This window comes from Leucobacter aridicollis (assembly GCF_013409595.1).
Taxonomy (GTDB): domain Bacteria; phylum Actinomycetota; class Actinomycetes; order Actinomycetales; family Microbacteriaceae; genus Leucobacter; species Leucobacter aridicollis.
Genome location: NZ_JACCBD010000001.1, coordinates 1,990,711 through 2,016,994, shown reverse-complemented (window position 1 = coordinate 2,016,994; position 26,284 = coordinate 1,990,711). Strand labels below are relative to the sequence as shown.

The 26,284-nt window shown below is 67.1% G+C and carries 28 protein-coding genes and 1 pseudogene; 23 read left to right on the top strand and 6 right to left on the bottom strand.

Translation table 11 applies throughout. From position 1 onward, the window contains the following. The first annotated feature begins 35 nt into the window (after positions 1-35). The gene (locus tag BJ960_RS09320) at positions 36-1,502 is read left to right on the top strand and encodes an NAD-dependent succinate-semialdehyde dehydrogenase (RefSeq protein ID WP_121072465.1); all 1,467 of its coding nucleotides are present in this window, start codon (positions 36-38) and stop codon (positions 1,500-1,502) included. Positions 1,503-1,675: 173 nt separating this feature from the next. On the opposite strand, the gene BJ960_RS09315 is transcribed toward BJ960_RS09320, so the two are convergent. Both BJ960_RS09315 and BJ960_RS09310 read right to left on the bottom strand, forming a co-directional pair. After that, on the bottom strand, positions 1,676-2,308 hold the full coding sequence (locus tag BJ960_RS09315) for an RsmD family RNA methyltransferase (RefSeq protein ID WP_185987089.1): 633 nt from the start codon (positions 2,306-2,308) through the stop codon (positions 1,676-1,678). 3 nt (positions 2,309-2,311) lie between these two features. After that, on the bottom strand, positions 2,312-3,160 hold the full coding sequence (locus BJ960_RS09310; protein ID WP_185987088.1) for a tyrosine-protein phosphatase: 849 nt from the start codon (positions 3,158-3,160) through the stop codon (positions 2,312-2,314). Positions 3,161-3,272: 112 nt separating this feature from the next. Between BJ960_RS09310 and BJ960_RS09305 the strand changes: the two genes are divergently transcribed. From BJ960_RS09305 to BJ960_RS09255, 11 genes are all read left to right on the top strand, one after another. Next, positions 3,273-5,486, top strand: a complete 2,214-nt coding sequence (locus BJ960_RS09305) for an ATP-dependent DNA helicase RecG (RefSeq protein WP_185987087.1) — start codon at positions 3,273-3,275, stop codon at positions 5,484-5,486. Positions 5,487-5,648: 162 nt separating this feature from the next. Next, positions 5,649-6,563: an ABC transporter ATP-binding protein gene (locus tag BJ960_RS09300; RefSeq protein ID WP_121072456.1), complete on the top strand. Its 915-nt coding sequence runs from the start codon at positions 5,649-5,651 to the stop codon at positions 6,561-6,563. Positions 6,564-6,609: 46 nt separating this feature from the next. Next, positions 6,610-7,479, top strand: coding sequence for an ABC transporter permease subunit (locus BJ960_RS09295; RefSeq protein WP_185987086.1), 870 nt, complete (start codon positions 6,610-6,612; stop codon positions 7,477-7,479). A gap of 70 nt (positions 7,480-7,549) precedes the next feature. Next, complete coding sequence (locus BJ960_RS09290; RefSeq protein ID WP_185987085.1) at positions 7,550-8,845, top strand: sensor histidine kinase; 1,296 nt, start codon at positions 7,550-7,552, stop codon at positions 8,843-8,845. Continuing rightward, on the top strand, positions 8,842-9,558 hold the full coding sequence (locus BJ960_RS09285) for a response regulator (RefSeq protein WP_185987084.1): 717 nt from the start codon (positions 8,842-8,844) through the stop codon (positions 9,556-9,558). The genes BJ960_RS09290 and BJ960_RS09285 overlap by 4 nt, the downstream gene beginning before the upstream one ends. Positions 9,559-9,592: 34 nt before the next feature. Further along, on the top strand, positions 9,593-10,087 hold the full coding sequence (gene coaD / locus BJ960_RS09280) for a pantetheine-phosphate adenylyltransferase (protein ID WP_121072450.1): 495 nt from the start codon (positions 9,593-9,595) through the stop codon (positions 10,085-10,087). Beyond that, on the top strand, positions 10,087-10,632 hold the full coding sequence (locus tag BJ960_RS09275) for a YceD family protein (RefSeq protein ID WP_185987083.1): 546 nt from the start codon (positions 10,087-10,089) through the stop codon (positions 10,630-10,632). Before coaD ends, BJ960_RS09275 begins: the two co-directional genes overlap by 1 nt. A 13-nt stretch (positions 10,633-10,645) precedes the next feature. Then, the gene (gene rpmF / locus BJ960_RS09270) at positions 10,646-10,849 is read left to right on the top strand and encodes a 50S ribosomal protein L32 (RefSeq protein ID WP_119283991.1); all 204 of its coding nucleotides are present in this window, start codon (positions 10,646-10,648) and stop codon (positions 10,847-10,849) included. A gap of 75 nt (positions 10,850-10,924) precedes the next feature. After that, positions 10,925-11,653 (top strand): ribonuclease III, encoded by a 729-nt coding sequence (gene rnc, locus BJ960_RS09265; protein ID WP_259125188.1) that lies wholly within the window; start codon positions 10,925-10,927, stop codon positions 11,651-11,653. 3 nt (positions 11,654-11,656) lie between these two features. Continuing rightward, complete coding sequence (gene mutM, locus BJ960_RS09260; RefSeq protein ID WP_185987081.1) at positions 11,657-12,607, top strand: bifunctional DNA-formamidopyrimidine glycosylase/DNA-(apurinic or apyrimidinic site) lyase; 951 nt, start codon at positions 11,657-11,659, stop codon at positions 12,605-12,607. A 39-nt stretch (positions 12,608-12,646) separates the two neighbouring features. After that, positions 12,647-12,826 (top strand): hypothetical protein, encoded by a 180-nt coding sequence (locus BJ960_RS09255; protein ID WP_185987080.1) that lies wholly within the window; start codon positions 12,647-12,649, stop codon positions 12,824-12,826. Positions 12,827-13,038: 212 nt separating this feature from the next. Here BJ960_RS09255 and BJ960_RS09250 read toward each other — a convergent pair whose 3' ends face one another. Together BJ960_RS09250 and BJ960_RS09245 are read right to left on the bottom strand one after the other, a co-directional pair. Then, the gene (locus BJ960_RS09250; protein ID WP_185987079.1) at positions 13,039-14,304 is read right to left on the bottom strand and encodes a multidrug effflux MFS transporter; all 1,266 of its coding nucleotides are present in this window, start codon (positions 14,302-14,304) and stop codon (positions 13,039-13,041) included. 73 nt (positions 14,305-14,377) lie between these two features. Continuing rightward, positions 14,378-15,397, bottom strand: coding sequence for a zinc-dependent alcohol dehydrogenase family protein (locus BJ960_RS09245; protein ID WP_185987078.1), 1,020 nt, complete (start codon positions 15,395-15,397; stop codon positions 14,378-14,380). A gap of 177 nt (positions 15,398-15,574) precedes the next feature. Here BJ960_RS09245 and BJ960_RS09240 point away from each other — a divergent pair, with 177 nt between their 5' ends. After that, entirely contained in the window at positions 15,575-16,486 is a 912-nt protein-coding gene (locus tag BJ960_RS09240; RefSeq protein WP_185987077.1) for a helix-turn-helix transcriptional regulator, read from the top strand. Here the strand turns inward: BJ960_RS09240 and BJ960_RS09235 are convergent. Continuing rightward, a complete protein-coding gene (locus BJ960_RS09235; RefSeq protein ID WP_185987076.1) occupies positions 16,467-16,739 on the bottom strand; it encodes a cyclophilin-like fold protein in 273 nt (90 codons plus the stop codon). The genes BJ960_RS09240 and BJ960_RS09235 overlap by 20 nt on opposite strands. Positions 16,740-17,025: 286 nt before the next feature. On the opposite strand from BJ960_RS09235, the gene BJ960_RS09230 reads away from it, so the two are divergent. The 6 genes and pseudogenes from BJ960_RS09230 (at position 17,026) to BJ960_RS09205 (ending at position 22,636) form a co-directional block, all read left to right on the top strand. Next, positions 17,026-18,006 carry an aldo/keto reductase gene (locus BJ960_RS09230; RefSeq protein ID WP_185988229.1) on the top strand — a complete coding sequence of 327 codons (981 nt, stop codon included), beginning with the start codon at positions 17,026-17,028 and terminating at the stop codon, positions 18,004-18,006. Between the two features lie 341 nt (positions 18,007-18,347). Then, the gene (locus BJ960_RS09225) at positions 18,348-19,076 is read left to right on the top strand and encodes a hypothetical protein (protein ID WP_185987075.1); all 729 of its coding nucleotides are present in this window, start codon (positions 18,348-18,350) and stop codon (positions 19,074-19,076) included. Positions 19,077-19,383: 307 nt separating this feature from the next. Beyond that, positions 19,384-19,528 (top strand): annotated as a pseudogene (locus tag BJ960_RS16730) (zinc finger domain-containing protein); the annotation flags it as partial. A gap of 34 nt (positions 19,529-19,562) precedes the next feature. Next, positions 19,563-20,066, top strand: coding sequence for a hypothetical protein (locus BJ960_RS09215; protein ID WP_185987074.1), 504 nt, complete (start codon positions 19,563-19,565; stop codon positions 20,064-20,066). A 210-nt stretch (positions 20,067-20,276) separates the two neighbouring features. Next, a complete protein-coding gene (locus tag BJ960_RS09210; RefSeq protein ID WP_185987073.1) occupies positions 20,277-20,828 on the top strand; it encodes a TetR/AcrR family transcriptional regulator in 552 nt (183 codons plus the stop codon). Beyond that, on the top strand, positions 20,825-22,636 hold the full coding sequence (locus tag BJ960_RS09205) for an alpha/beta fold hydrolase (RefSeq protein ID WP_185987072.1): 1,812 nt from the start codon (positions 20,825-20,827) through the stop codon (positions 22,634-22,636). The genes BJ960_RS09210 and BJ960_RS09205 overlap by 4 nt, the downstream gene beginning before the upstream one ends. Here BJ960_RS09205 and BJ960_RS09200 read toward each other — a convergent pair. Then, positions 22,599-23,333, bottom strand: coding sequence for an alpha/beta fold hydrolase (locus BJ960_RS09200; protein WP_185987071.1), 735 nt, complete (start codon positions 23,331-23,333; stop codon positions 22,599-22,601). The two genes, BJ960_RS09205 and BJ960_RS09200, sit on opposite strands and share 38 nt — an antisense overlap. 80 nt (positions 23,334-23,413) lie before the next feature. On the opposite strand from BJ960_RS09200, the gene BJ960_RS09195 reads away from it, so the two are divergent. The 4 genes from BJ960_RS09195 (at position 23,414) to BJ960_RS09180 (ending at position 26,277) form a co-directional block, all read left to right on the top strand. After that, positions 23,414-24,109, top strand: coding sequence for a helix-turn-helix transcriptional regulator (locus tag BJ960_RS09195; protein WP_185987070.1), 696 nt, complete (start codon positions 23,414-23,416; stop codon positions 24,107-24,109). A gap of 133 nt (positions 24,110-24,242) precedes the next feature. Then, positions 24,243-24,530 carry a helix-turn-helix domain-containing protein gene (locus BJ960_RS09190; RefSeq protein ID WP_185987069.1) on the top strand — a complete coding sequence of 96 codons (288 nt, stop codon included), beginning with the start codon at positions 24,243-24,245 and terminating at the stop codon, positions 24,528-24,530. After that, positions 24,527-25,768: a type II toxin-antitoxin system HipA family toxin gene (locus tag BJ960_RS09185; protein ID WP_185987068.1), complete on the top strand. Its 1,242-nt coding sequence runs from the start codon at positions 24,527-24,529 to the stop codon at positions 25,766-25,768. Before BJ960_RS09190 ends, BJ960_RS09185 begins: the two co-directional genes overlap by 4 nt. Positions 25,769-25,824: 56 nt before the next feature. Next, positions 25,825-26,277: a hypothetical protein gene (locus tag BJ960_RS09180; RefSeq protein ID WP_185987067.1), complete on the top strand. Its 453-nt coding sequence runs from the start codon at positions 25,825-25,827 to the stop codon at positions 26,275-26,277. The last annotated feature ends 7 nt before the right edge of the window (positions 26,278-26,284 follow it).

The window sequence follows — 26,284 nt, the reverse complement described above, 5'->3', positions numbered from 1 at the left end:
CTCTCGCAGCACCCCTAGGCTGAAAGGAAACCGTTATGGCTCTCAAGCCCAACGAACAGGAACTCCTCGACCGCGTCCCCTCGGGACTCGCGATCGGCGGAAAGTGGGAGGACTCGACCTCCGGCGCGACGTTTGACGTCGTGGACCCCGCGACCGGCGCCGTCATCAAGACGATCGCCGACGCAACCGTCGAGGACGCCGTGCGCGCACTCGACTCGGCAGTTGCCGTACAGGACGAGTGGGCAGCGACCTCGACGCGCGAGCGCTCGAACATCCTGCGCCGCGCGTTCGACCTGCTCATGGAGCGCAAGGAAGAGTTCGCGCTGCTCATGTCGATGGAGATGGGCAAGCCCATCGCCGAGGCTCGCGGCGAGGTGAACTACGGTGGCGAGTTCCTCCGCTGGTTCTCGGAAGAGGCCGTGCGCGTGCGCGGCGACTACCGCCCGAACCCCGAGGGCACCGGCAACATGGTCGTCTCGCACATCCCCGTCGGGCCGTGCTACTTCATCACGCCGTGGAACTTCCCGCTCGCGATGGCAACCCGCAAGATCGCCCCGGCGCTCGCGGCTGGCTGCACCGTGGTCATCAAGCCCGCAGCGCTGACCCCGCTCACGACGATGTTCTTCGCGCAGCTGCTCGAGGATGCAGGCCTGCCCGCGGGCGTCGTGAACGTCGTGCAGACGTCGAAGTCGAGCGCTCAGTCGAGCGCCCTGCTCTCGGACACGCGCCTCCGCAAGCTCTCGTTCACCGGCTCGACGCCGGTCGGCGTGACGCTGCTCCAGGCCGCTGCGCAGAACGTGCTCCGCACCTCGATGGAGCTGGGCGGCAACGCTCCGTTCGTCGTCTTCGAGGACGCAGACCTCGATAAGGCTGTTGAGGGCGTGCTGCTCGCGAAGTTCCGCAACATCGGCCAGGCGTGCACCGCCGCGAACCGCATCATCGTGCACGAGTCCGTCGCGGACGAGTTCGCTCGCCGCGTCGGCGAGAAGGTCGCAGCGATGACCATCGGCCGCGGCGCAGACGAGGGCAACGACATTGGCGCGCTCGTCGAGGAGAAGGCAGTGGCAAACACCGCCCGCCTCGTCGCGGACGCCGTCGAGACCGGCGCGACCATCGTCACCGGTGGCGAGGCGATCGACGGGCCCGGCAACTTTTTCCAGCCGACAGTCATCGACAAGCTCAGCCCGCAGTCGGCGATCATGCGCGAGGAGATCTTCGGACCCGTCCTCGGCATCATCCGCTTCTCGACCGAGGACGAGGCTGTCGAGCTCGCGAACAACACCGAGTACGGTCTCGTGAGCTACGTCTTCACCGAGAACGTCGCGCGCGGACACCGCATGATCGAGAAGCTCGAGACCGGCATGATGGGCCTGAACACCGGCCTCGTGTCGAACGCTGCGGCACCGTTCGGTGGCCTCAAGCAGTCGGGCATCGGCCGTGAGGGCGGCTTCGAGGGGATCCACGAGTTCCTCTCGACGAAGTACACCCTCATCCCGCGCTAACACGCAGGAGACACTGTGGGGCTCGGGTCGTTGACCCGGGCCCCGCTCGTGTTTCGCCGCTCCCGCCTGGGATCGGCGTGAGGTATGCCCCGATGCACCGCAATTGGCATTGATGCTGCCGATCTCAGTGGATAACGCCGAGGGGTGGCTGAACTGGGGGCAGGCCCTGCCGCCTATGCCGGTTCGGACCACCAGAGCACGGTCTCGCCGTACGCCCGGTTGCGGATCGGCTCAAGCCCGGCAGGCAGTGTCGGCTCGGGGGAACGGCTGCTCCGTTCGACGAGCACGACCGCCTCGGGTGCCAGCAGCGGCACGAGCGCGGTGAGGTTCGCGGTGAGCGACTCATCGTCGAGATCGTAGGGCGGGTCGATCAGTGCGACGTCCCAGCGCTCGGAGGCGCCGCGCGCCAGCTCGCGGTCGAGGAACGTCTGCACCGCCTGGCGCTCGACTTCGATGGTGGGCGCGCCGGACGCGCCGGTCGCACTGGTCGCGCCGGTCGCGCCAGCTCCGCCAGCCGCGCCGCCACGCCACGCCTGCAGCACGGTCTTCGCGTTGCGGCTCGCGACCTGCGCGGCCTGTGGGTGCTTCTCGACGAGCGTGACCGACGCCGCGCCCCGGCTGGCTGCCTCGAGCCCGAGCGCGCCCGAGCCTGCGTAGAGATCCAGCACCCGTGCGCCGTCGACAACGCCCCAGGATTCGAGGGCGGAGAAGATCGCCTCGCGAACTCGGTCGCTCGTTGGGCGCGTGCCAGCTTTCGGCACCTCCAAGCGCAGCGAGCCCGCCCGGCCCGCGATGATGCGTGTCACGGCTCAGCCCGTCGTCACGAAGCGGTCGTGGAGCCGCGCGAGCTGCGCGTCGCTCAAGCCCAGGCCGGTGGTGAAATACCCCTCGATGGAGCCGAAGCGCTCACGCATCTCGTCGAGGGCCGCCTGCAGCATGCTCTCGTGCACGGTGAGCACCGGCCTGATGAGGGAGGAGTCGACGCCGTTTCGCTCGGCGCGCTCAAGCATCGGTTCGATCATCGGGAGAATGTCGACGTTCGTCTGCAAATAGTCGGCCATGACAGTCTCCTCGTCGGCGCCAACGAGAAGCAGGAATGATGCCGCTGCCCATCCGGTGCGGTCCTTGCCCGTGGTGCAGTGGAACAGTGTGGGGTCGTAGCCGTCTGGCGCGGTGAGTCCCTCGTAGAATCCCCGGAACGCGGCGATCGCCGAGTCGCTTGAAACGATGAGTCGGTTTGAGTCCTGCAGGATCTGTACGCCGCGCCCGTCGCCGAGCAGTTCGGTCATCTGCTGGCGAATCGCGACGAGCTGCTCCTCGGTGATGTCGCGGCCCTCCGCGCCGGGCATGCCCAGGTGCGCGAGGCTTGCCGACAGGTCGCGTGCGTGGTCGCCGAGCACGTCGAGGTCCACGCCGGTGACCCCCGCTGGGAGTCGATCCGGTGCGCTTCGCCGTTCGCCAGCGGTGCGGAAGTCGACCACGCGGCGGATGCCGAGATCCACGAGCGCAGCGCCGTCGTGCTCGGAGACTGCGCCGAGTGTCGCTGACCGAAAGAGCATGCCGTCAGCGACGGACCCGCCCGCAACGGGCAGCCCGCCGAGTGTCCGCAGATTGGGCACAGTTGCCAGGGGAATTCGGCGATCGACTGTATCTGTCACGCTCCCACACTACCTCGTGGGCGAAGATCCGCTGCCGAACCGGATCGGGATCCCGCCGCGAATTCGGCGTCGCGCACGGCCAAATGTCGGTGCCCCGCGCTAGCCTTAACTCATGGCGCACGTAACCCTCGAGTCACCGCTCAGCGGGATCATCGGTGGGAAGAGCGCGAAAGCCCTCGAGAAGGCGTTTGGTATGCGCACTGCGCAGGATCTGCTCGAGCACCTGCCGCGGCGCTACTCGAAGCGTGGAGAGCTGACGCCGCTCGTCGGGCTCCCAGTGGGCGAGCAGGTGACCGTCGTCGCGCAGGTGCTGGACGTCCGCGTGCGGCGGATGCAGCGCCGCCCCGGGCAGATCGTCGAGGCCCGGATCACGGATGGCGTGGGCACGCTCACGCTCACGTTCTTCAACCAACCGTTCCGCGCGAACGAGCTCCGGGCTGGCCGCCAGGGGATCTTCGCTGGCAAGGTGTCCGAGTATCGCGGAGCCTTCCAGCTGCAGCACCCCGACTACGAGTTCTTCGACTCCGACGCCGACGTGCCCGGCGGCGCGCAACTCGAGGAAGCCGCCGCGAAGGCCTGGGCTGAGACGCCCGTTCCGATCTACCCGGCGACTACGCAGATGCCGAGCTGGACGATCGCGAGGTCGGTCGAGATGGTGCTCGACGCGCTCTCGGAGGTGCCCGACCCGCTGCCGACCGAGCTGCTCCGCGCCGAGGGGCTGCTCGCGCTCGGTGCCGCGTTCGAGGCCGCGCACCGCCCCCGGAACGATAGCGACTGGCGCGCCGCGCAGCGCAGCCTGAAGTTCCGCGAGGCGTTCGACCTGCAGCTCGCGCTGCTGTACCGCCGTCGGCAGCATGCCGCTGAGGCGAGCACGCCGCGGCCGCCTGGCGCGCTGCTCGACAGGTTCGACGCGGCGCTCCCGTTCGAACTCACCGACGACCAGCGTGCGGTCGGTGCGGTCATCTCCGACGAGCTCGCACTCGCGCATCCGATGCACCGGCTGCTGCAGGGTGAGGTGGGTTCCGGTAAGACGCTCGTGGCGCTGCGCGCGATGCTGCAGGTCGCCGAATCCGGCGGGCAGAGCGCGCTGCTCGCGCCGACCGAGGTGCTCGCCGCGCAACACTTCCGGTCGGTCGTTGAAGCGCTGGGCCCCGACCTAGCCGCCGCGCTGAATCCCGTGCTCATCACGGGGCGGATGCCGACAGCCGAGCGGCGCCGCGCGCTGCTCTCGCTCGCCTCCGGCACTGCGCTCGTCGCCGTCGGCACGCACGCGCTCATGAGCGAGGGCGTGACGTTCTACGACCTCGGGCTCACGGTCATCGATGAGCAGCACCGGTTTGGCGTGGAGCAGCGCGAGGCACTCCGGCAGAAGGGCGCCCAGCCGCACGTGCTCGCGATGACGGCGACACCGATCCCGCGCACCGTCGCGCTGACCGCGTTCGGTGACCTCGAGACCCTCACGATCAGGCAGCTGCCGCCCGGCAGGCAAGGGATCGAGACCTTCGTCGTCCCCGAACTCGAGATGCCGCGGCGGGCCGCCAGGGTCTGGGAGCGCGCCGCCGAAGACATTCAGGCTGGCAGACAGGTGTATGTCGTCTGCCCGGCGATCTCGGGCGGCAAGACCCCGAATCTTGAGGAGGGCGAGTTCGCCGGGGAGCCCGAGAGCGCGTCCGTGGGCGACGGCGCCTCGGGGCCGGGCGCCGAGCCGCCGAAGCGGCCGCTCGCGAACGTGACGGACTCTGTCGCGGAGATCCAGGCGATGGAGCGCTTCAGCGGTCTCAGGGTTGAGGCGTTGTCCGGCGACATGCCCGGGCCTGAGAAGGATCGCGTGATGAGCGAGTTCGCGGCCGGCGCGATCGACGTGCTCGTCGCGACGACAGTGATCGAGGTCGGCGTCAACGTGCCCAACGCCTCGATCATGATCGTGCGGGACGCCGACAGGTTCGGCGTCTCCCAGTTGCACCAGCTGCGCGGTCGGGTCGGCCGTGGCGCACATCCGGGGCTCTGCCTCCTCATGAGCGTCGCCGAGCAGGGCACGACGGCGCGCGAGCGCATCGAGGCGGTCGCGGCGACGAGCGACGGCTTCGCGCTCGCTGAGGTCGACCTTGAGCTGCGCCGGGAGGGCGACATCCTCGGCACTGCGCAGTCGGGCGGGAAGTCGACGCTGAAGCTGCTCCGGGTGACGCACGACGGCGAACTCATCGCGCACGCGCGCGAGCTCGCCGGGGCGCTGCTTGACGTTGACCCTGAGCTGCTCACGCATCCCGGTCTTGCGGCGATGATTGCCCGCGAAGAGGAACACCTCGAAAACCTCGCGAAGTCGTAGCGGCGGGTTCCGCACGCCGCCGGAGGCCACTCCTGAGTAGTTCTGGCGCCTACGCAAACGGTACCTGGGTACTACGGCCCCGATACTCAAGTGGGATACGCCCGAGCCACTCCTTTCCTAGGCTGAAGCCATACGCTCAACCTCTCTCGAATAGGAGACATCATGATCGAGGCTCGCGGGCTCACCAAGCACTACGGTGCGAAGAAAGCTGTCGACAACGTCAGCTTCACGATCAAGCCTGGCCAGGTGACAGGCTTCCTGGGGCCGAACGGTGCCGGAAAGTCGACGAGCATGCGGCTCATGGTCGGCCTCGACAAGCCAAGCGCCGGCACCGTCACCGTGAACGGCGAACGCTACTCGGAGCTGCGCGCGCCGCTCGCCGAGATCGGCGTACTGCTCGACGCGAAGGGCGTGCACCCGGGCCGCAGCGCGCGGAGCCACCTGCGCGCGCTCGCTGCGACGCACAGCATCTCCGACAAGCGCGTCAACGAGGTCATCGAGCTCACTGGGCTCGAGTCCGTCGCGAACAAGCGCGTTGGTGGGTTCTCGCTCGGAATGGGGCAGCGGCTCGGGATCGCGGCTGCGCTGCTCGGCGACCCGAAAGTGCTCATTCTCGACGAGCCGGTGAACGGCCTCGATCCTGACGGCGTGCTGTGGGTGCGAAACCTGCTGCGTCACCTCGCGAGCGAGGGCCGCACGGTGCTGCTGTCGAGCCACCTCATGAGCGAGATGGCGCAGACTGCCGACCACGTGATCGTGCTCGGTCGCGGCCGCGTCGTCGCCGACGCGCCGATCTCCGACTTCGTCGGTAACGGCACCGCGCGCGTGACGGTTCGCAGCCCGCAGGCGGCTGAGCTCGCCTCGCTCGTGATGACGGGCCGTACTGACATCGACCTGCAGCCGCTGGATCGCGGCGACGGCGAGGGGTTCTCCGCGGCGGGCCTCACGGCGGCCGAGATCGGCCAGATCGCCGCGTCGAACAGCATCGTGCTGCACGAGCTCACGCCGGTCACCGGCAGCCTCGAAGATGCGTACCTCCAGCTCACTCGCGACGAACTCGAGTACGCTGCCGGCTGAGCCCGGAACGCGACCCCACCGACTTTTCGACGAACTGGACCCACTCATGACTTCCCCCACGTACACTCCACCAGCCGCCCGGCAGACGTTCGCCGGCACCGGCAGCGCGCCCAAGCTCAGCTTCGGCGGTGTCCTGAAATCCGAGCGGATCAAGCTGAGCTCGCTCCGCTCGATTCGAACCACGCTCCTCATCACGCTGCTCGCAAGCGCCGGGCTCAGCCTGCTCAGCGCGTGGGCGATGAAGAGCTCCTTCAGCTATGACGGCCTCGACGTCGCCACGCTCCCGGACGAAGGCCTGCAGAGCTACCTGCTGACGGTCTCGACCTTCGCTTCGCCGTTCCTGGCGCTCATCTTCGGCGTGCTCGGCGTCTTCGTGATCTCGAGCGAGTACTCGAGCGGCATGATCCTGTCGAGCCTCGCCGCCGTGCCGCGCCGCACCCCGATGTACTACGGCAAGGCGCTCGTACTCGTCGCGATCGCGGCCGCCACCGCCCTCGTGCTCGTGGCCGTCGGGCTCGCGATCGGCGTCGCGTTCCTCCCGGCCGCCGCCGCGCAGATCTTCTCCGGCCCCGTGCTAACCGGCGCGCTGGGCGCCGTCGTATACCTCGCCTGCGTCGCCCTCCTCGGATTCGGCTTCGCCGCGGTGCTGCGCTCGACCGCTGGCGGCATCTCGCTCGTCGCGGGCCTGATCTTTGTCCTGCCGATCGGCTTCCAGTTCCTGTCGATGACGGGCTGGGACTGGGTACCGACAGTCAGCCAGTACCTGCCGATGTCGCTTGGCAGCACGCTCAGCATGGGAGACGTCGCTACCGGGTCCGACCCGACGTACTGGGTGGCGATGCTCGCGATCGCGCTGTGGGCGGCCGTGCCGACTGCGCTCGGGCTCGTGGTGCTGAAGTCGCGCGACGCGAAGTAGTCTCGCGGCCACGACGCCGGGAGTTCACCGGTCGCGCCAGTAGGGTAAGAGTGTGATGGGGGAGACGCCGATGAGTGAGGCCGCGAGCCGCGACTCCGACGCGTTCCTGCCGAACCCGCCTGGCGCGATCCGGCGGTGGGTCGCCGCGCACCCGCGCGCGATCGACATGGGGATCCTGGTCTGCTATCTCATCGGCGCGATCCCGCTGGCGCTGCTCGACATCTTCTCGGTGTTCTACGACCAGTCGGGCGCGAACGTGGTGGCCACGGCCGCGTACACGCTCGTCGTGTCGCTGCGGCTCGCCGCCGGGACGGTCGCGCTGATCCTCCGCCGCCGAGCGCCGCTGCTCGGCCTCATCATCGTCACGGTCGCGCTGTTCGGTGACGGCGGACCGCTCATCATCGCGAACGCGGTCGCGAGCTGGTTCCTGCTATACGCGGTCCCGGTATACCGCGATGTGCGCACCGGCTGGATCGCCTATGCGATCGCGGTCGGCGGCAGCATCCTCGGCGCGTCGATCCCGACAATCACGACGATCTTCGGCGAAAACCCGCAGGGCCGGGGCCTCATCGGCACGATCGTGCTCGATGCGATCTGGTCGCTCGCCGTGCTGCTCATCGGTATCAACCTCGGCAATCGGCGGCGCTACCTCCAGGCCATCATCGACCGCGCGCACCAGCTCGCCCGTGAGCGCGACCAACTCGCGCAGCTCGCCGTCGCCGAGGAGCGCTCCCGGATCGCGCGCGAGATCCACGACATCGTCGCGCACTCAGTGTCGGTCATGATCGCCCTGTCCGAGGGCGCGGCGCGGGCGGTGGAGCAGGCGCCGAGCGAGGCGGCGAACGCGATGCAGCGGAGCGCCGAGACCGGGCGGACGGCCCTGACCGAGATGCGACGCCTGCTCGGCGCGCTGCAGATGAGCGAGGCGGCCGACATGGCCCCGCAGCCCAGCCTGGAGGACATTCCCGGGCTAGTGCGCGGCTTCGAGGACGCCGGCCTGGTGGTCACGCTCGACGCGAACCTCACCACCCTGCACGACAGGCTCCAGGGCCTCGCGATATTCAGGATCGTGCAGGAGGGCCTGACGAACGTGCTCCGTTACGCGGGCGTCGGGGCCAAGGCGAACGTGATGCTGCGCGGCGCGCCGAACGGCATCGAGGTCGTCGTGCGCGACCACGGGAGACCGGCGAACACCGTTGGGCCGACAACGGGCCTTGGCTCCGGCCGCGGCCTCGCGGGGCTCGCGGAGCGCGTGCGCGTATTCGGCGGAACCATCAGTTCGGGACCGGTGCCAGACGGCGCCGGCTGGCAGTTGCGAGCGTTCTTCCCCGCGGGTGCGGGGACGAACCAGAGTGAGAAGGGATGATCGTGAGCGATCCGCATCAGATCAGGATCATGTTGGTCGACGACCAGGAGCTGATCCGCACGGGGTTTCGGCTCGTGCTGCTCTCGGAGTCGGATATGGGGGTCGTCGCGGAGGCAGGCGACGGCGGCGAGGCGCTCGCTGAGCTCGCACGGCTGTCGGGCGAGGGGAGCGGCTGCGATGTCGTGCTCATGGACGTCCGGATGCCAGGCATGAACGGCATCGACGCGACGAAGCGCATCGTCGCCGAGTTCCCGGCGACTCGCGTGCTCGTCCTCACGACGTTCGACCTCGACGAGTACGCCATCGGCGCGATCCAGGCCGGCGCGAGCGGATTCCTGCTGAAAGACGCGCGACCGACGGAGCTCGTCGATGCGATCCGCCGCGTCGCGAGCGGCGACGCGGCGATGGCTCCTGCGGTGACGGCCCGCATGATCGAGCGGATGCGCGATACGGGTGCTGCCGCCCCCGCGGCGCTCTTCGCCGCGCCGGCGCCCGCGGCTGGCGGGCCCGTCGCGGCCGAGCTCGGCGAGCTGACTGAGCGTGAGCTCGACGTGCTCAAACTCATCTCCGACGGCAAGAACAACTCGGAGATCGGCGCAGAGCTGTTCCTCTCCGAATCCACAGTGAAGACACACGTTGGGCGCGTGCTGTCGAAACTGCAGCTTCGAGACCGGGTTCACGCCGTAATCTTTGCGAAGCAGCACGGACTTTAGGGCATCTTGCGGCTCGACCGCGTACTGTAGAGGCATGAGCAAAATCGCAGTGGTTCCCGGGTCGTTCGATCCGATCACCCTCGGGCACCTCGACGTGATTCGGCGCGCGGCGGCCGTTTTCGACGAGGTCCACGTACTTGTTGTCCACAATCCAGGAAAGTCGGCGATGCTGCCGATCTCCGAGCGGATGTCGCTGATCCAGCAGTCGCTTGACGAGGATCCCGAGACCCCCGACAACGTCATCGTTGCATCGTGGTCGGTCGGGCTGCTCGTCGACTACTGCACCGAGGTTGGCGCGTCGGTGCTCGTGAAGGGCATCCGATCGCAGCTCGACGTCGCGTACGAAACGCCGATGGTGCTCATGAACCGGAGCCTTGCGGGCGTCGAGACAGTCTTTATGCTGCCGGAGCCGTCGCACGCGCACGTCTCGAGCACGCTCGTGCGCCAGGTCTCCTCCCTCGGCGGCGACGTGAGCCCGTACGTTCCGGCCGCGGTGGCCCGCTTCCTCGCCACGACGAGGCCCGCATAATGGCGCGGCTGTACGAAGAGAGCGTCCGCGACATCATCAACCGCCCGGGGGAGATGCGCGAGCGCGAGCTCGAGATCGTCGTGCCCGACCGATTCGGAGAGGCCCTTGCGGCAATCCCCGAGGGCGAGAAGCTCTCGCTCGACGTGCGCCTCGAGTCCGTGCACGAGGGGATCCTGGTGTCGGCGACGGCGCGTTCGACCATGCACGCGGAGTGCGGACGGTGCCTGCGCGACTTCACCGCGCCGTTCGAAGTCGAATTTCAGGAACTTTTCGCGTATACTCCTACGGAGGCCGACGAGTATGGGGTTCACGGTGATCACGTGGATCTTGAACCCCCGCTCCGAGACGCGGTAGTGCTTGCACTGCCGTTCCAGCCTGTGTGTCGCCCGGACTGCCCGGGACTCGATCCCGAGTCCGGCGAGTTGCGCGATGCCGAGGCTGCGATGGCGACTAATGTGGATATTGATCCGCGTTGGGCGGCACTGGCTGACTTCAAGGCTGTAGAATCATTAGGTTCGGGTGTGCCCGAATCTGAGAGTAACTAGGAAAGAGAGCATCATGGCTGTTCCCAAGCGCAAGATGTCGCGTTCGAACACCCGTCACCGCCGTTCGGCGTGGAAGGCTTCGGTACCCGCACTCGTCAAGACTGTCGAGAACGGCAAGACCGTGTACAGCCTCCCGCACCGCGCCCGCGTGGTCGAGGACTCGCAGGGCAACGCTCTGTTCCTCGAGTACAAGGGTCGTCGCGTAGCTGACGCGTAAGACTTACCCGTGACGGGGAATGATCACTCACTCCCGCGACACGAACACGGAGAGCCGTCGGGCACCCCTCAGGGAGTGCCAGGCGGCTTTCTTCACGCGTTCGACGTTGCGGTTGAGCCGGAGCTGCTCGAGCTCGCGCTGACCCACCGCTCGTGGGCGTACGAGCACGGGGCGGCCCCGCACAACGAGCGGCTCGAGTTTCTCGGCGACTCCATTCTCGGCCAGGCGGTCACGGTGAAGCTCTACCGCGAGCACCCCGACCTCACCGAGGGGGAGCTCGCGAAGCGGCGCGCCGCACTCGTTTCAACGCTCGCGCTCGCGGAGATCGCCAGGGGGCTCAACCTTGGCGCCGAGCTGCGGCTCGGCAAGGGCGAAGAGCAGACCGGCGGCCGCGACAAGGATTCGATCCTCGCCGACACCGTCGAAGCGGTGATCGGCGCGGTCTTCCTCTCGACCGATCCCGACACCGCGGCGCGCTTCGTACTGCAGCTCGTCGAGCCGCTGCTCGACGATCCCGACAGGTTCTCCGAGGTACTCGATCCGAAGACGACCCTGCAAAAGGAGGCCGCCGTGCGCGGGCTCCCGAGCCCCGCGTACGACACCGAGGGCACCGGTCCGGATCACGCGCGCGTGTTCAGCTCGACCGTTCGGCTCGGGGACGTCGTCGGCCGGGGTGAGGGCACGAGCAAGAAGGTCGCCGAGCTCGCCGCGGCTCGCGACGCCGCGGCCCAACTCCGCGCCGCCCGCGCGAAGCGCAAGCCCCGCCACGCGAGCAAGGCCGGCGCGCAGGCCGCCGGACGCTAGTCGATGCCGGAGCTTCCCGAGGTAGAGGTCGTGCGCGCCGGGCTCGCGCCCGCCGTCACCGGCGCACGCGTGCTCGCCGTCGAGGTGATGGACCCGCGCGCGCTCAAGCGGCACACGCCCCTCGGCGAGGAACCGGGCCTCGGCGGGCACGGCAGCACCCTCTCGGAGGAGACTGGGCGCGGCCGGGCGGCCGACTTCGAGCGCCGCCTCACCGGCCGCACCCTCACCGCGCCGCTGCGGCGCGGCAAGTTCCTATGGATCCCGCTCGCAGTCGACACGGGCGGGCTCGCCGGCCCCGACACGGCGCTGCTCGCGCACCTGGGCATGAGCGGCCAGATGCTGCTGCGAGCCACCGACGCGGTCGATGACCGGCACGTGCGGATCCGGACCTGGATCGAGCACCCCGACCACGGCGAGCTGCGGCTCGACTTTTCCGACCAGCGGCTCTTCGGGTCGCTCGCGCTCGACTCGCTCACCCCGACGTCGCCGGTCGGGTCGATTCCGGCGCAGGCCGCCCACATCGCCCGCGACCCGCTCGACCCGCACTTCGACGACGCCGGCTTCGTCGCCGCGATCCGCTCGCGCAGCGTCGGTGCGAAGAAGCTGCTGCTCGATCAGCGCATCGTCAGCGGCGTCGGCAACATCTACGCCGACGAGACCCTCTGGCGTGCCCGCGTGCACCCCGACACCCCGGGGTCTGCCGTCTCCCAGCGCGGCGCCGTCGCGCTGCTGCACCACCTCCGCGAGGTCTTCGACCAGGCCCTCTTAGAGGGCGGCACGAGCTTCGACGAACAGTACGTCAACGTGAACGGGCAGGCCGGGTATTTCGCACACTCCCTGAACGCGTACGGTCGCGGGGGAGAAGCGTGCCCGCGCTGCGGCACCGCGATCAAGCGCGTCCCGTTTGGTGGGCGGTCGAGCCACTACTGTCCGCGGTGCCAACGTAAGCGGTAGCAGCGTCGGTGTATTAGATACACGCGTCGAGGAGGCTGTGTGTCGAAACCGATCACTCGTTCTTTTCCATTCGCGGGTGAATGGCTCGTGCAGAACAGACCTGCGAATCGTATGACGAGCCACGGAAGTGAGGCGTTTGCTTCGTCTCATGCCATTGATTTCGTGCCGGTGGTGGGCATGGCCGACGAAAGCTTCGACGACGGCCAGTCGGGCTGTTAGATCGACGCCGCCTTCGACGAGGCCGGCCAACTGAACGTTCCGGAGTGCGGCGTGGAGCGAGCAAGCTGCAGCTGACGGATGGGCCGTAGGAGCTGAATCCGTGAAGCAGCAGATGTACTGCGTGAGACCTCTTCGCGTTGATCGCGCTCGACCGGCAGTGCACTTGCCGCTGGCATTCCTCACCTTGGTGGTCGGCCCTTCAGCGCTGCTGTTCACTTGGCGGAGCCTGCGCACTGAGGTTCGCTCTGCGTTCCCCCTTCGCGCTGCGACAGATTTTCTGGTGCCCGATTCCGACCGACGAAGAGGACGAACGCGAGGAACGAGAGAGCGACGCAAGAGACCGACACGATGCCTAGGGGCAGGACTGCAGTCGCGCCGCCGAGCCCGACCAGGGGCGCGGCAATGCCCCCGAGCCCGAAACGGGCGCAGCCCAGAACGGAGGAAGCGGTGCCAGCAAGCTCCGGGTAGTCTGTCAACGCCAATGAGGCCGAAGGCGGCGCGGCGAGGGCGACGCCGGAAGCAAGGACGAACAGGGAAACCAGCACGATCGGCAATGGCGCGTCCGCCATGCCGGTGTACAGCAGACCGAGCGATCCGACGCCCGTGACGAGGACACCTAGCCCGAGAGCTCCGCGCTCGGACCACCGGTCAGCAAGGCGGCCGCCGAGCCAGCCGAAGACCATGTAGCCGGCGGAGTTCGCGCCAAAGGCCATCGCGTAGCCCTGCGGAGTGAGACCGTATCCGTCCTGGAGGATGTAGGTTGCGCCCGAGAGATAGGCGAACAATGCAGCGTGGGTGAGGCCGCAGATCAGGACTGCACCGGCGAACAGCCTGTCGGAGAATAGGGTGCGGAAGTCGCGTGTCGACTGGGCCATGCCACCTGTGGTGCGCTTGTTCTTCGGGAGAGTCTCCCGGTAGATCGCGAGAGTAGCGGCCATAATGAGGGCACCCAACAACGCGAGGAACAGGAAGATGCCGCGCCAGTCAGTGAACCGGGCGAGCTGCCCGCCGAGGAAGGGACCGATAATCGCTGCGAGGCCGCCGAGTACGGTGACTTTGCCATAGAAGCGGATCAGCGCGCTGCCCGAGTAGACGTCGCGCCCTGCTGCCTGCGAGATGACGATGCCGACCGCACCCGCGAGGCCCTGGACGAGGCGGGCGGAGACCAGCGTCTCAATCGACGGGCTCACCGCGCACAGCACCGAGGCCGCAATGTAGGCGACCAGGCCGACAATGAGGGGGCTCTTGCGACCGAACCGGTCCGAGAGCGGACCGGCGATCATCTGGCCGAGGGCCAGGCCGATCAGGCAGGCGGTGAGGGTGAACTGCGCCGCCGAGGTGCTCGCACTGAGCTCCGTGGTCAGGGCTGGCAAGACGGGCAGGTAGAGATCCATCGAGATGGGACCGAAGACGGTCAGCAGTAGGAGGAGCGTCGCGAGGACAGGGCCCGCCTTGCGGGCGGTGTCTAGAGGGGGCATGGTGGGCTTTCGTTCGTGGTCATGGATGAGCGCCCCGTGGATTGTGCTCCACGGGGCGCTCGGGCGGCGAGGTTCAGGGGGTGAGCAGCACCTTGGTGGCACGGCGCTCGTCCATCGCCCTGTAGCCCTCCGCAGCTTGATCGAGCGGCAGGCTCAGGTCGAAGACGATGCCCGGGTCGATCTGGTCAGTCATGATCAGGTCGATGAGCTCCGGCAGGAATCGGCGCACGGGGGCGGGTCCGCCGAGCAGGTTGACGGTGGCGAAGAACAGGTCGAGACCGTCGAGTTCGACGCCGTGGGACACGCCCACATAGCCGACGTGCCCACCGGGGCGGGTGGACCCGATGGCCTGGAGCATGGACTCCTGGGTGCCGACCGCTTCGATGGTCGAGTGAGCGCCGTACCCGCCGGTGAGCTCCTTGATCTTCGCGTTCCCTGCCTCGCCGCGTTCTTCGACAATGTCGGTCGCTCCGAACTGCTTTGCCAGGGCCTGGCGGTCGGCATGGCGGGAGAAAGCGATGATGCGTTCCGCGCCGAGACGCTTGGCGGCGAGGATGCCCAGGAGCCCGACTGCTCCGTCTCCCACGACAGCGACGGTCTTGCCCGGGCCCGTCTCTGCGGCTACGGCGGCGAACCAGCCGGTTCCGAGGACGTCAGATGCCGCCAGCAGGCTTTTGGCCTGCGCCTCGGTGGGCTCGCCGGGGACCTTCACCAGAGTGCCGTCGGCCAAGGGGATGCGGGCCTTCTCAGCCTGGGTACCGATGGCTCCGATCATTACCTGATGGATGCACCGTGACTGGAAGCCCGCCAGGCAGATCTCGCAGGTGTTGTCGGAAGCGACGAAGGAACCGACGACGTAGTCGCCGACCTGGATCTCCTTGACGGCGCTGCCGATCTGTTCGACAACACCGACGTATTCGTGGCCCATGGGTGCATCCTCAACGGATTCTGCGCCGCGATACGGCCACAGGTCCGAGCCGCAGATGCAGGATGCGGTGACGCGAATGACTGCATCGGTGGGCTGCTCGATGGTCGGATCAGGGCGCTCTTCGATGCGGACGTCTCCGGGGGAATGCATGATGACTCCGCGCAAGGCAGGGTTCTCCTTCTTTCGGGGATTCCGTGATCCCATGGTTCTCGGGTGCCGGGCAACGCGTGACAGCGCCAGGTATATCCATGTTCTGGGTATTCGAGTGCTAGTGGGAGGCTCGCTGAAAAGGGGTACTGCCAGAGACTCCTTTGGCTCGGCGGTCCCACGTATCGTTGAAGCATGGACAATCGAGCAGAGGTACGCGAGTTCCTGACTTCTCGCCGAGCTCGGGTGACCCCGGACGAGGTGGGGCTGCCCGCCGGCACCAACCGCCGCGTCGAAGGCCTGCGACGCACTGAGGTCGCGACCCTCGCCGGGGTGAGCGTCGAGTACTACACCAAGCTCGAACGAGGCTCGATCAGCGGAGCGTCCCCCGAGATCCTCGACGCGATCTCCAAGGGGCTTCGCCTCGACGACGCCGAGCGCGCCCACCTATTCGATCTCGCCCACGCCGCGAGCCCTGTGGCGCGTCCGCCGCGGCGCAGGAATCCCAAGAGCTGGCAGCCGCATACTAGCCTGCAGTGGATGCTGGACGCGGTGACGGGCGGGCCGGCGTTCGTGCGCAACGGACGGATGGACATCCTCGCGACCAATACCTTGGCGCGTGCGTTCTACAAGGAAGTCTTCGATATGCCTGGCCGGATCCAGGGGCAGCCGCCGAACATCGCCCGCTTCACGTTCCTCGACGAGCGAGCCCACGACTTCTACCCTGACTGGGAGGTGTTCGCCGATGTGACGGTCGCGATCCTGCGCACTGAGGCCGGTCGCGACCCGCACAACAAGGAGCTGCACGATCTCATCGGCGAGCTCTCCACCCGCAGCACCGACTTCCGCGCTCGCTGGGGCGCGCACAACGTCCGCCATCACGGCACGGGGTTCAAGACCTTCCACCATGCGGTGGTCGGCGAGATGACGCTCGCTTACGAGGGCATGGAGATGGAATCCGAGCCGGGGCTGTCGATCACGATCTATGCCGCGGAACCAGGATCGGAGTCGGCGGAGAAACTGCATCTGCTCGCCTCCTGGGCTGCCAGCGAGTACGCAGCGCCCACACGGGCCGCAGACGTTCCCCTTACCGATAAAAAGAGGTAGCGAGCGCCGCCGTTTCGCCCGCCCACTCCGCGATATCGATCGTCACTGCCGTCCCCTCGAGCTCCATGACTGCCTCGAGGTCATCGGTCGTTCCCAGCCGGATGAGATCTCGGGACTGGCCGAGCAATCCGGTCTCGTAGAAGAAGCCCAAGTTGCTCCACGGTACGCAGGAGAATAGATCGCCGACCTCAGGTGCCATCCCCGCGTTGCCCGTGGCGCCGAACCTCCGTGGCGGATAGTTGATCTTTTCCATTCCGGCGTAGACTCTGACGGCTCGGATCGTTCAGAAGATGTGGTTGGCCTCGTCTCGGGGCCCTGAGCGCCGCATGAGGCGAATGCGGCAGACATCGCGGCGGCTGTTGACAGGGCGGCGATGCTGGGTCTCGTATTCATAGCGCGCTCCCTGTGGTGCAGTGGACTTGGAAATCTAGGCAATCATGTTCGGCAGAGCCTGGGGAGTTCCGCTCGGTGGGGGTACCGAGAGAGTCTCCCTCGGCTTCGTTCGACTCCATACCGTGGAACGCATGACCGAGAACACTATGCAATACAGGCACCTCGGCCGATCAGGGCTTCTCGTCAGCGCGATCGGGCTGGGCTGCATGAACTTCGGCGATGCCACAGATGAGCCCGAGGCATTCGAGATCATGGATCGGGCGATCGAGCTCGGCGTGAACTTCTTCGACACCGCCGACGTTTACGGAGGCCCTCAGAGGCCCGACATGGCCCAGGGCTACGGCACCTCCGAGGAGATCGTCGGAAGCTGGCTGAAGAAGTCCGGCCATCGGGACGATATCGTGCTCGCGACCAAGGCCTATCAGCCGATGGGTCTCGGGCCAAACGACCGACGGCTCTCGGCGTACCATCTCAAGCGCGCCTGCGAGGCCAGCCTGCGACGGCTGCAGACCGACCACATCGACCTCTACCAGATGCACCACGTTGACCGTGCGACACCGTTCGAGGAGATCTGGCAGGCTATGGACCAGCTCGTCGCCGAAGGCAAGATCACTTACGTCGGTTCCTCGAACTTCGCAGGCTGGGACGTCGCCACTGCCCAGCTGACGGCTCATCACCGCAGCATTCTCGGACTCGTGTCCGAACAGAGTCGCTACAACCTCATCAATCGCGCGGTTGAGCAGGAGCTTATCCCGGCGCTTGGGCACTTCGGGATCGGGCTGATCCCCTGGAGTCCGCTGGCGATGGGCGTCCTGGCCGGGCGCCCCCGGGAGGGCGAGAAGACCGAGCGCCGTGCGCTGCAGAGCGAAGCCTACGCGGCACTGTCCGACCAGTTGACCGAATATGAAGCGCTGTGCGCGAAGCTGGGGCACAGTTCGGCCGAAGTCGCTCAGGCATGGCTGCTGCACCAGCCGATTGTCTCAACGGTCATCGCAGGCTCCCGGACAACACAACAGCTTGAAATTGCTGTCGACGCGCTGAGCATCGAGCTCGACGCCGAAACGCTGGCGGAGCTGGACAAGATCTGGCCCGGCCCGGGTGTCGCTCCGATGTCCTACGCCTGGTGATCTGTGACCTCGCGCCGAGAACGGTTCGACGCAGAAGGAATGCGAACTGCCGCTCCAAGGCTTTGGAGGACCCCAACGAGATCAATGCCCGCCTTCTCCGCACGGTGATTGGAACTACTCCCGAGGACGCGGATTTATCCGTCTCGTCTGGGCAGCCGATCCCTATACGAACAGATGACCCAGTGGCCCTGTAGCAGGCCGGTCTCGGCTCAGGTCAGCAAGCCTTCTCCGGGAGACGACCCACACGAGCATCAAACCCCACTTGCGCACGCAGACCAATTGTCATGAGACTGGTAAATCAGATCCGCCTTAGCATTCCAGCAGACGAAAGGTTCGCTACTATGCCCACCCTGAGCATCCCGTTTTCCATCTATCAAGGGCTACGTGATCTGTCGTTGACGCACCCGGAATATGCCAATTTGTGGCGAATGGGGCAAATAGCGTCGTGGTCCCGATGGGGGGTAACCACGCAGGAACTCGCACCGATTACTGCAGACAACGAAGCCGACTTCACCGCGCTGGAACCGTTCTCGACTGGGGTGGTGTTTTTCGGCATAAACATGGGTGGCACTGATATCCCGTCCACGATTCCCGATTGGGCGAATTTTCACAATCACGGGCCGGATACGACCCTGTCAAAGTCTTTTGCGGAAAGTCTCCGGCGATTCAGTACGCCGATTCCAGCGTTTTACATGACCGACGTATTCAAGCTGGTTGCGACGCCGAATGCCCAGGACCTCGAATCGAAGATCAAGAGTGACATGGAGGTGGGTGTTGATCATGTCGCTCGGTGTGCGGAGATATTGAAAGAGGAGCTACGCCTTTGTCTTGCTGGAACAGGGGGCCAACCACCAGTTCTCGTCGGGATGGGGAAGGCGGCGCACGACTGGTTGACGGGGGCGCATAGGAGCCGCGACCGTCGCATCGCGGATGCCGTCGATCTGGTTCTTGGGGATGGAGCGCACCAGCGCGTCATTCGAATGCACCACTACGCGAATGGGCAAGGGTCTACCGTCTTGAGGGCGGACAAGATCGAGGAAGCGATTACACGCGCACTTCATGCCCAGTAGCTGGCAACGTTGGGGCAGTGCAGTCTCAGGCGCTCGGCGCTTTGCTGGTTGCGGATCGGCTTGTCGGGAGCAGGCGGCGAAAGACCAGCCATCCGAGGCCCACAGGCAGCTTGCAAAACGACTTGAAGTACTTGGGTCGTATCAGCGATACCGTGGCGGACCCGATCGGTGCTCGCATGCGATGCGATGCGTTGCGACGGGCATCGCTGGTCTGAGTGTGGGTTGCCAACGACATCCACACGCCAACTTGTTAGTGATCTTGGACGGGTATGCGATGGCCCCTATCCAACTTGAATGTCTCACACGAGGACAGCGGGGGCACTTCGCGCACTCGCTGAACGCCTACGGGCGCGGGGGGAGAGGCATGCCCGCGCTGCGGCACCGCGATCAAGCGCGTCCCGTTTGGTGGGCGGTCGAGCCACTACTGCCCGCGGTGCCAACGTAAGCGGTAGGTACGCGTCGCGAGTGCCTTACACTGTTCGAACGATGAATGCCGCAGCAGAGGCCATAGCTCACCTGGCGGGATCGGGGTGGGTGAGCGCCCCCGCCCACCGACCGCGCGATGAGGCCATACCCCGGCCGCTCGCTGGCGCGCCGGACGGTCTCGTGGACTGGGTTTCGGCCTTCGCCTCGCTGTCGGCTCCGGACGACGCGGTGTGGTTCTTGAGCCTAGCTGACTACGGTGGCCAAACGGATGACGCCTTCGCGTGGAACGCGTTCGAAACGCTTAGCCTTGAGGTGGCGGCGACTGAACGCGAGGCCGCTCGTGTTCGGGAGTTCTGGAGCGCGCACGTGCCGATCCTGCTCTGCGTTCGCGGCCACTACGCCTACTTGGCTGTGCGCGCTGACGGCGCCGTTGTGTACGGCGAGGAGCCGGAGTTCGAGGAGTCGACGGTCGTTGCCGAGAGCCTCGCCGGCTTCCTCGCATCCCTGGGCGACGAGTCACGCGACCGGCACGAACTCGTGACCCGGTTGGTCTTCGGGCCCTGACGCGGGGCCCGCAAAGCGCCGCCGTGTCGCTCGTCCGGGTCGGGCCTGGCGCACACGTATGTGAAGAAAATATATAGACTGGTCTATTATGGAATCATGCAACCCACTGAATCAGATTCCAGCGTGGCCCGGGCCTTAGTTGCGGCGGCTTCCTCCTCGGCGGACGGGCTCTCCAAAGGGGAGCGAACGCGAGCCCGTCTCGTCCATTCAATGCTTGAACTCATCCAGCTCAACGGCTACAGCGGCACCGGGCTTGCGGCTGTCACGGAGCATGCTGGGGCACCGAAGGGCTCGATGTACTTTCACTTCCCGGACGGCAAGGAGGGCCTCGGTGCCGCCGCCGTCGAGCTCGCTCAGGCGCAGTTTGAGGAGCTGCTGCGCGAGGCAGCACAGTCCGAGGGGAGCGTCGCCGGCTCGGTCCGGGCGGTCATTGCCGCGGTCGCCACAATCGTGAGCGAGAGCGACTACCGACTGGGGTGCCCAGTCTCCGTTGTGACGCTCGAGATGGGCGCCGAGAGCGATCGACTTCGCGCGACGTGCGAGCGCGCTTTCAGCTCCTGGATCGAGCCGACGGCGGGGCTGTTGCAGTCCGAGGGGCTGAGCGCCGCGGACGCACTGTCGCTCGCAACCGCAATCGTTGCTGCAGTAGAGGGGGCAGTCGTGCTGTCCCGGGCCATGCGCACGACGCAGCCGCTTGAGTCGACCGCTGATCTCCTCGCCGACATGATCGCGATGCGCACCGGTCAGGTGGCCGGAGCGTGAGCGGTGCGGAGCCGACGTCTCGGCATGCGCTGGTGTTTGGGGCGTCGGGCCTCGTCGGGAAGCACCTCGTGCTCCAGCTCGTGCGTGCAGGGGTGAGCGTTGTTGCTGCCGTCCGAACCGCGGAATCGGGATCCACACTCGAGCGTTGGGTGCGGGAACGGGAAGCCCGCGGTGAGCTTCGCACTGCCCTCGTCGACTTCGCCGCGCCGGAGATGTTCGCCGGCGGCCTCAGCCAGTTCGGTTCGATTACCGAGATTCATAACTGCGCGGGGCTCTATCGCTTCGGCATGAGCATTGAAGAGGCACGCGAGGCGAACGTCGGGATCGTCGAGCGAATCCTTGAGTGCGCGGCCAAGCTGCCGCGTCTCCAGCGGGTGCTGCACGTCTCCGGGTACCGGGTCGGAGGGCAGGATCCGGCATCCGTACCCTGGAGTGACCGCCATCGGTCGAAGGTGTATGTCGAGGCCGGCGCGTACGAGGGATCGAAGATGGAGTCGGACGCTGTGTTCCAGGCGCTCGCCACCGAGCGGGGAATTCCCTGGACGGTGCTGAATCCGTCGAGCGTCATCGGGCACAGTGTCTCCGGGGAATCGGATCAGCTTATCGGCCTCGCGTCGACAATCGGACAGCTGTATCGCGGCGAGATTGCGGCGCTTCCCGGGGGTCGTGATGTGTTTCTCCCCGTGGTTACCGTTGACTACCTCGCCGCGTTCATGGAGCGGGCAGCTGGGGACCCTGCCGCGGCTGGGCAGGCCTACTGGGTGCTCGACGAGGATACCCCGGCACTCGGCGACCTGCTCACCCACGTCGGCCACCACCTCGAGGTCGCAGTGCCCCGACTGCGGCTTCCCGTGTCCGCCATTCGGCGGTTGCCGCGGTGGCTGACGAAGGCGGACCCTGAGACGCTGTCGTTCATGTCGACCGATCGGTATCCGACCGGATCGGCGCGGACCCTTGCGGCGCGGCACGGACTCGTCCATCCGAACGTCCTCGCGTCGCTTGAACGGTGGGCCGACTATCTTGCGGCTCACCGGTTCGGAGAAGCGGCTGGCACGGGGCGTCGCGTTGCGAGCGCTGCCGGCGTGCGCACGTTCGCACTGGGGGCTGAGGAGCCGCGCCTGCTCGTCTTCCCAGGCCTGCCCATCAACGCGGACACGTGGGCCGGTGTTGCTGATCGTCTGTCGGGAACGGTCGTTGACCTGCCTGGCCTCGGTCTCAGCGGTGGGCGGGGCGCTGTCGACTGGGACACGTGGCTGCCGGCCGTCATGCCGAGCGCAGGTGTTCATCTCGTCGGGCACTCGATCGGTGCAGCCGCAGCCCTTCGCGCGGCCCAGCTGAACCCTGCGGCCGTGTCATCTTTGACGCTCGTCTCGCCGTTCTTCCTGCAACCGCGCCCAGCGCTCCGTGCGGCGCCCCGGTGGATGGTGGCGGGATACCTCCGGACAGTGAGTGCCGCACGCCTCTCGACACGGCTGACGGGCACGACTGGCGCAGAGGTCTCGCTGGCGTCGACAGTGATGGACCTCAGGCGTGGCGGTGCGAAGCGTGTCGCAGCGCAGCTCGACCAGGCAGCCTCGTCCCGGTGGCGAGCCGACCTTCAGGATGCGCTCCTCCACTACGACGGCCCGCTGCGGGTCGTCGTCGGAGCACGCGATCCGCTCGACACAGACGTCGCCGGCATCCTGGCGCAACGCCCCGCCACCGAGGTGGTGACGATCCCGGATGCGGGACACCATCCACATCTCACTCACCCCGCGCAACTCGCGGAAGTCATCTCGCGGGACGCGCCCCAGCCTTTGCGGCGATGATCTCCGCGAGCTCGCGCGGGCGGCTCCACATCGGCCAGTGCCCGGTCGCGAGGTCGACGTAGCGGGCGTCAGCAAAGCGCGGGACCTCGGCGAACATGGGGTGGCCCGCGGTCGCGAGCTCCCGCACCTGCGCGCTCGGGAGGGAACAGCACACGAACGTCGTCGGCACCTCGTACCGGGCATCGTTGCCGAGTCGCACCGGCTCGCGCAGCACCCCCGCGGGTTCTGCGACCGCGCGCTCGCGAAACCTGTCGAGCGTGGCTTCGCTGAGTCCAGCGAGGCTGGCCTGCTCGCCGAGCGCATCGAAGTCGGGGAGCGGGAGCCCCGCGAGGTCCTCGGGGAAGTCCGGCGCGAAGGCCAACCCGTCGGAGGCGGGTCCGCTGTCGACCCAGACCACCCGCTCCACGAGTTCGGGGGAGCGGTCGAGCAGCGTCGTTACCGGCCCGTTCGCGCCGCTGTGCGCGACAAGGGTGACGGGAGCGCCGCACGCTCGGACCGCGGTGTCGAGCGCCGCAACCTGGTCGGTGAGGATGCGCTTGGCGCGATCCTGATCTGCCGGATCGAGGCCAGGGAGCGTGAGCGCGCTGGCGCGGTACCCGGTGGCGGCGAGGTGTTCGACGACCTCGTCCCAGGCCCAGGCGCCGAGCCAGTGCCCGGGAACGAGGATGATCGGGGTGGTCTCGGTGTGTGATGTCATGCATCGATCATCTCCCGGGGTGGGGACACCCTCATGTCACCATTTCTGTCATGATTTGAGCAACGTGATCGGAGGGGCCCATGAGGCGATCGGAGCGGCTGCACGCCATGACGGAATCGCTGCGCCGGAGCGGCGCGCGCGGTGTCACCGCCGACAGGCTCGCGGCGGAGTACGGGGTGTCCCTGCGCACGGTGAAGCGCGACATCGACGCCCTTGAGAACAGCGGGCTGCCGATCTGGGCGCGCCCCGGCCCGGGCGGAGGGTATGGCATGCTGCCGCAGGGAAATCTCCCGCCCATCAGCCTGAGCCCGGCACAAGCCGTCGCGCTGCTCGCCGCCGTATCCGCGGCGCCCGATGCGCCCTACGCTGACCTCGCCTCTGCGGGGGTGCGCAAGATCCTCGACGTGCTCGACCCCGGCACGCGTGCCCGGGCGGACGACCTCGCCCAGCGCATCTGGGTGAGTGGGGACGGCGCCACTTCGCGTCCGGTGCGTTCCGCGCTCGAGGAGGCGCTGGCGGAGCAGCGCGTCGCGCGGATCCGGTACCGCTCGGCCGCCGGCGACGAGACCGTCCGAGACGTCGAGCCCGTGATCTTCGCCTCGACTGGCGGCCGCTGGTATCTCATCGGGTGGTGCCGACTGCGCGACGCGATGCGCTGGTTTCTCATCTCCCGCATCGTGAGTGCGCGCGCCACCACGGAGGCGTGCGCCGGGCACACCGTCGAGGAGATCGGCGCGCCGCCCGCCTCGGCGACCTCGCTCAGCGCGCGCGGGTAGCGCGGGGCACGGGCGGCGTTGCGGCGGTGAGCTGGGGCGCTCGATGATCAGGATCGCGGCTCTCAGTAATGGTGATTATGCTAGCCATATTGGGTATATGTGAATAGAATAATAGCCATTGGAGGTGCCTTGCATGAGTGGCTATCGGATCGACCGGGAACTTAGGGAGTTCGGCGAACACATCCGGGGCTGGCGGATGGTGCTTGGGTTGACCGCGCAGCAGGTCGCCGAGCGCGCCGGGATCACGCGATCGACGCTGCGCAAAATTGAGAATGGCGAATCGGGCGCAGGATTTGGGAACGTCGCTCAGGTCTTGCGTGCGCTTGGTGTGCTTGATCAGGTCGTGAGCGCCGCCGATCCGCTGAACAGCGACATCGGCAGGCTGCGTGCCGGAAATCTTGAAAAGAAGCGTGCGCGATGACCACCATTGAGGTGTTCGTTGATCGCGAGGGAGGCCCCGCAATCGTCGGGCAGGCGCACGTCACGCGGCAACGCGGCCAGGTCTCGACAACGTTCCTCTACGCCCCGGGGTACCTTGCGGGCGGTGCGGCGAGCATTGATCCTGCGCTTCCGCTCGTGACAGGAGCGCAATACCAGCCGGGGCTTGTGCGCGCCTTCGCGGACAGCGCTCCTGATCGCTGGGGTAGAAACCTCATCGAAAAGGCAGAGCGGTCGCGTGCGCGCTCGGAGGGTCGATCACCGCGCGGCCTTGACGACCTCGACTTTCTCCTGGGCGTGAGCGACGACACCCGTCAGGGTGCGCTGCGATTTCGCCTCGCCGGCGAAACGGGCTTTAGTGGCCCGCCATCGACCGTTCCACAACTGGTTTCCCTCCCGGAGCTGCTTCGCGCCTCTGACGCGCTCGTGGCGGATGAGGATCCGCGTGGGGCGATCAAGCAGCTTCTCGATACCGGCACGACGGGGCTCGGAGGGGCACGGCCAAAGGCTTCCGTGCGGCTCGAAGACGGCGCGCTCGCGATCGCGAAGTTCCCGCACGGGAGCGACAGGTGGGATGTCATGGCCTGGGAGGCGACAGCGCTCGATCTGTTGGGCGATGCCGGTCTACGCACCCCCAGCCGACGGCTGACCGCAGTCGGAGAGCGAAGCGTGCTGCTGCTTCGCCGCTTCGATCGCGCAGCTGCGGGCGGACGCATCGGATACATCAGCGCGATGACCGCGCTTGGAGCTGCGGACGGCGAGCATCGCGACTATGGCGAGCTCGCAGATGCCATGCGAGATCTCTCGGATGACCTCGTCGGCGATCACCACGAACTGTTCGGCCGGGTGGTGGCCTCGGTAGCGCTCGGCAATACCGACGATCACCTGAGGAACCACGGATTCCTCGCCGCCCGTCGTTTCTGGGCGCTCAGCCCTGCGTTCGATGTCAACCCCAACCCCGACCTCTGGCAGCGGCGTTCAACGTCGATTATGGGCGCTGATAGCATCGAGAACGAGGCCGACGCATTGCTTGACCTGGCGGCCTCCTGCAGCCTGACCATTGCGGAAGCTCGGGCACGCATGCGGGCAGTCGCCGATGCGATCGCCGACTGGCGAGAGCGCGCGCGGAGGAACGGAGTTCGTGAGCAGGAGATCTCACTGTTTGCCGACTCGATCGACCCGCGGCTGGAGGCCGTGCGCGGAGCCGCTGGGCGGGCCTAGCGCGGCGTGTGCGCGCTGTCCCCGGCGAATTCCGGGGCGTTGCTAGGCTGGCAGCGATGCAAGCCAATGAGCAGCCACCGGAGCCCGCCAAGCAGCAGCCCAGTGCGAACCCAGTCGTGGTCGAAGCGGTGATCGCACTCGTCGCGGCCTGGGGCAGCTGGCTTGTTATTCCCGCCGAGGGGATCGTGATGCACTGGGACATTGACGGTACCCCAGGCTGGTCGCTTGGCCCCTTTGGGTTCGCCCTCGTTGCCGCCGTCGTAACGTTCGTGATGGGACATTTCATCACAGTGTTTGTTGCGAGTAGAACCGGCTTCTCCTGGACTTGGCCGGCACCCGTCGCCTTAGGCGTCTTCTGGGTTGCGCAGGCAGGCTTCCAGCTCATCGGGTTGGGAGCAGCGTCGTTCGGGTGGGCTGGAGCGCTTGGCGTGGCCTGTTACTTCGCACCGTTCTGGCCGATGCTTCGGCGCGCCCAGGCGAGCGGGCGGGATGAGGCTGATCCAGAGTAGCCGAGTC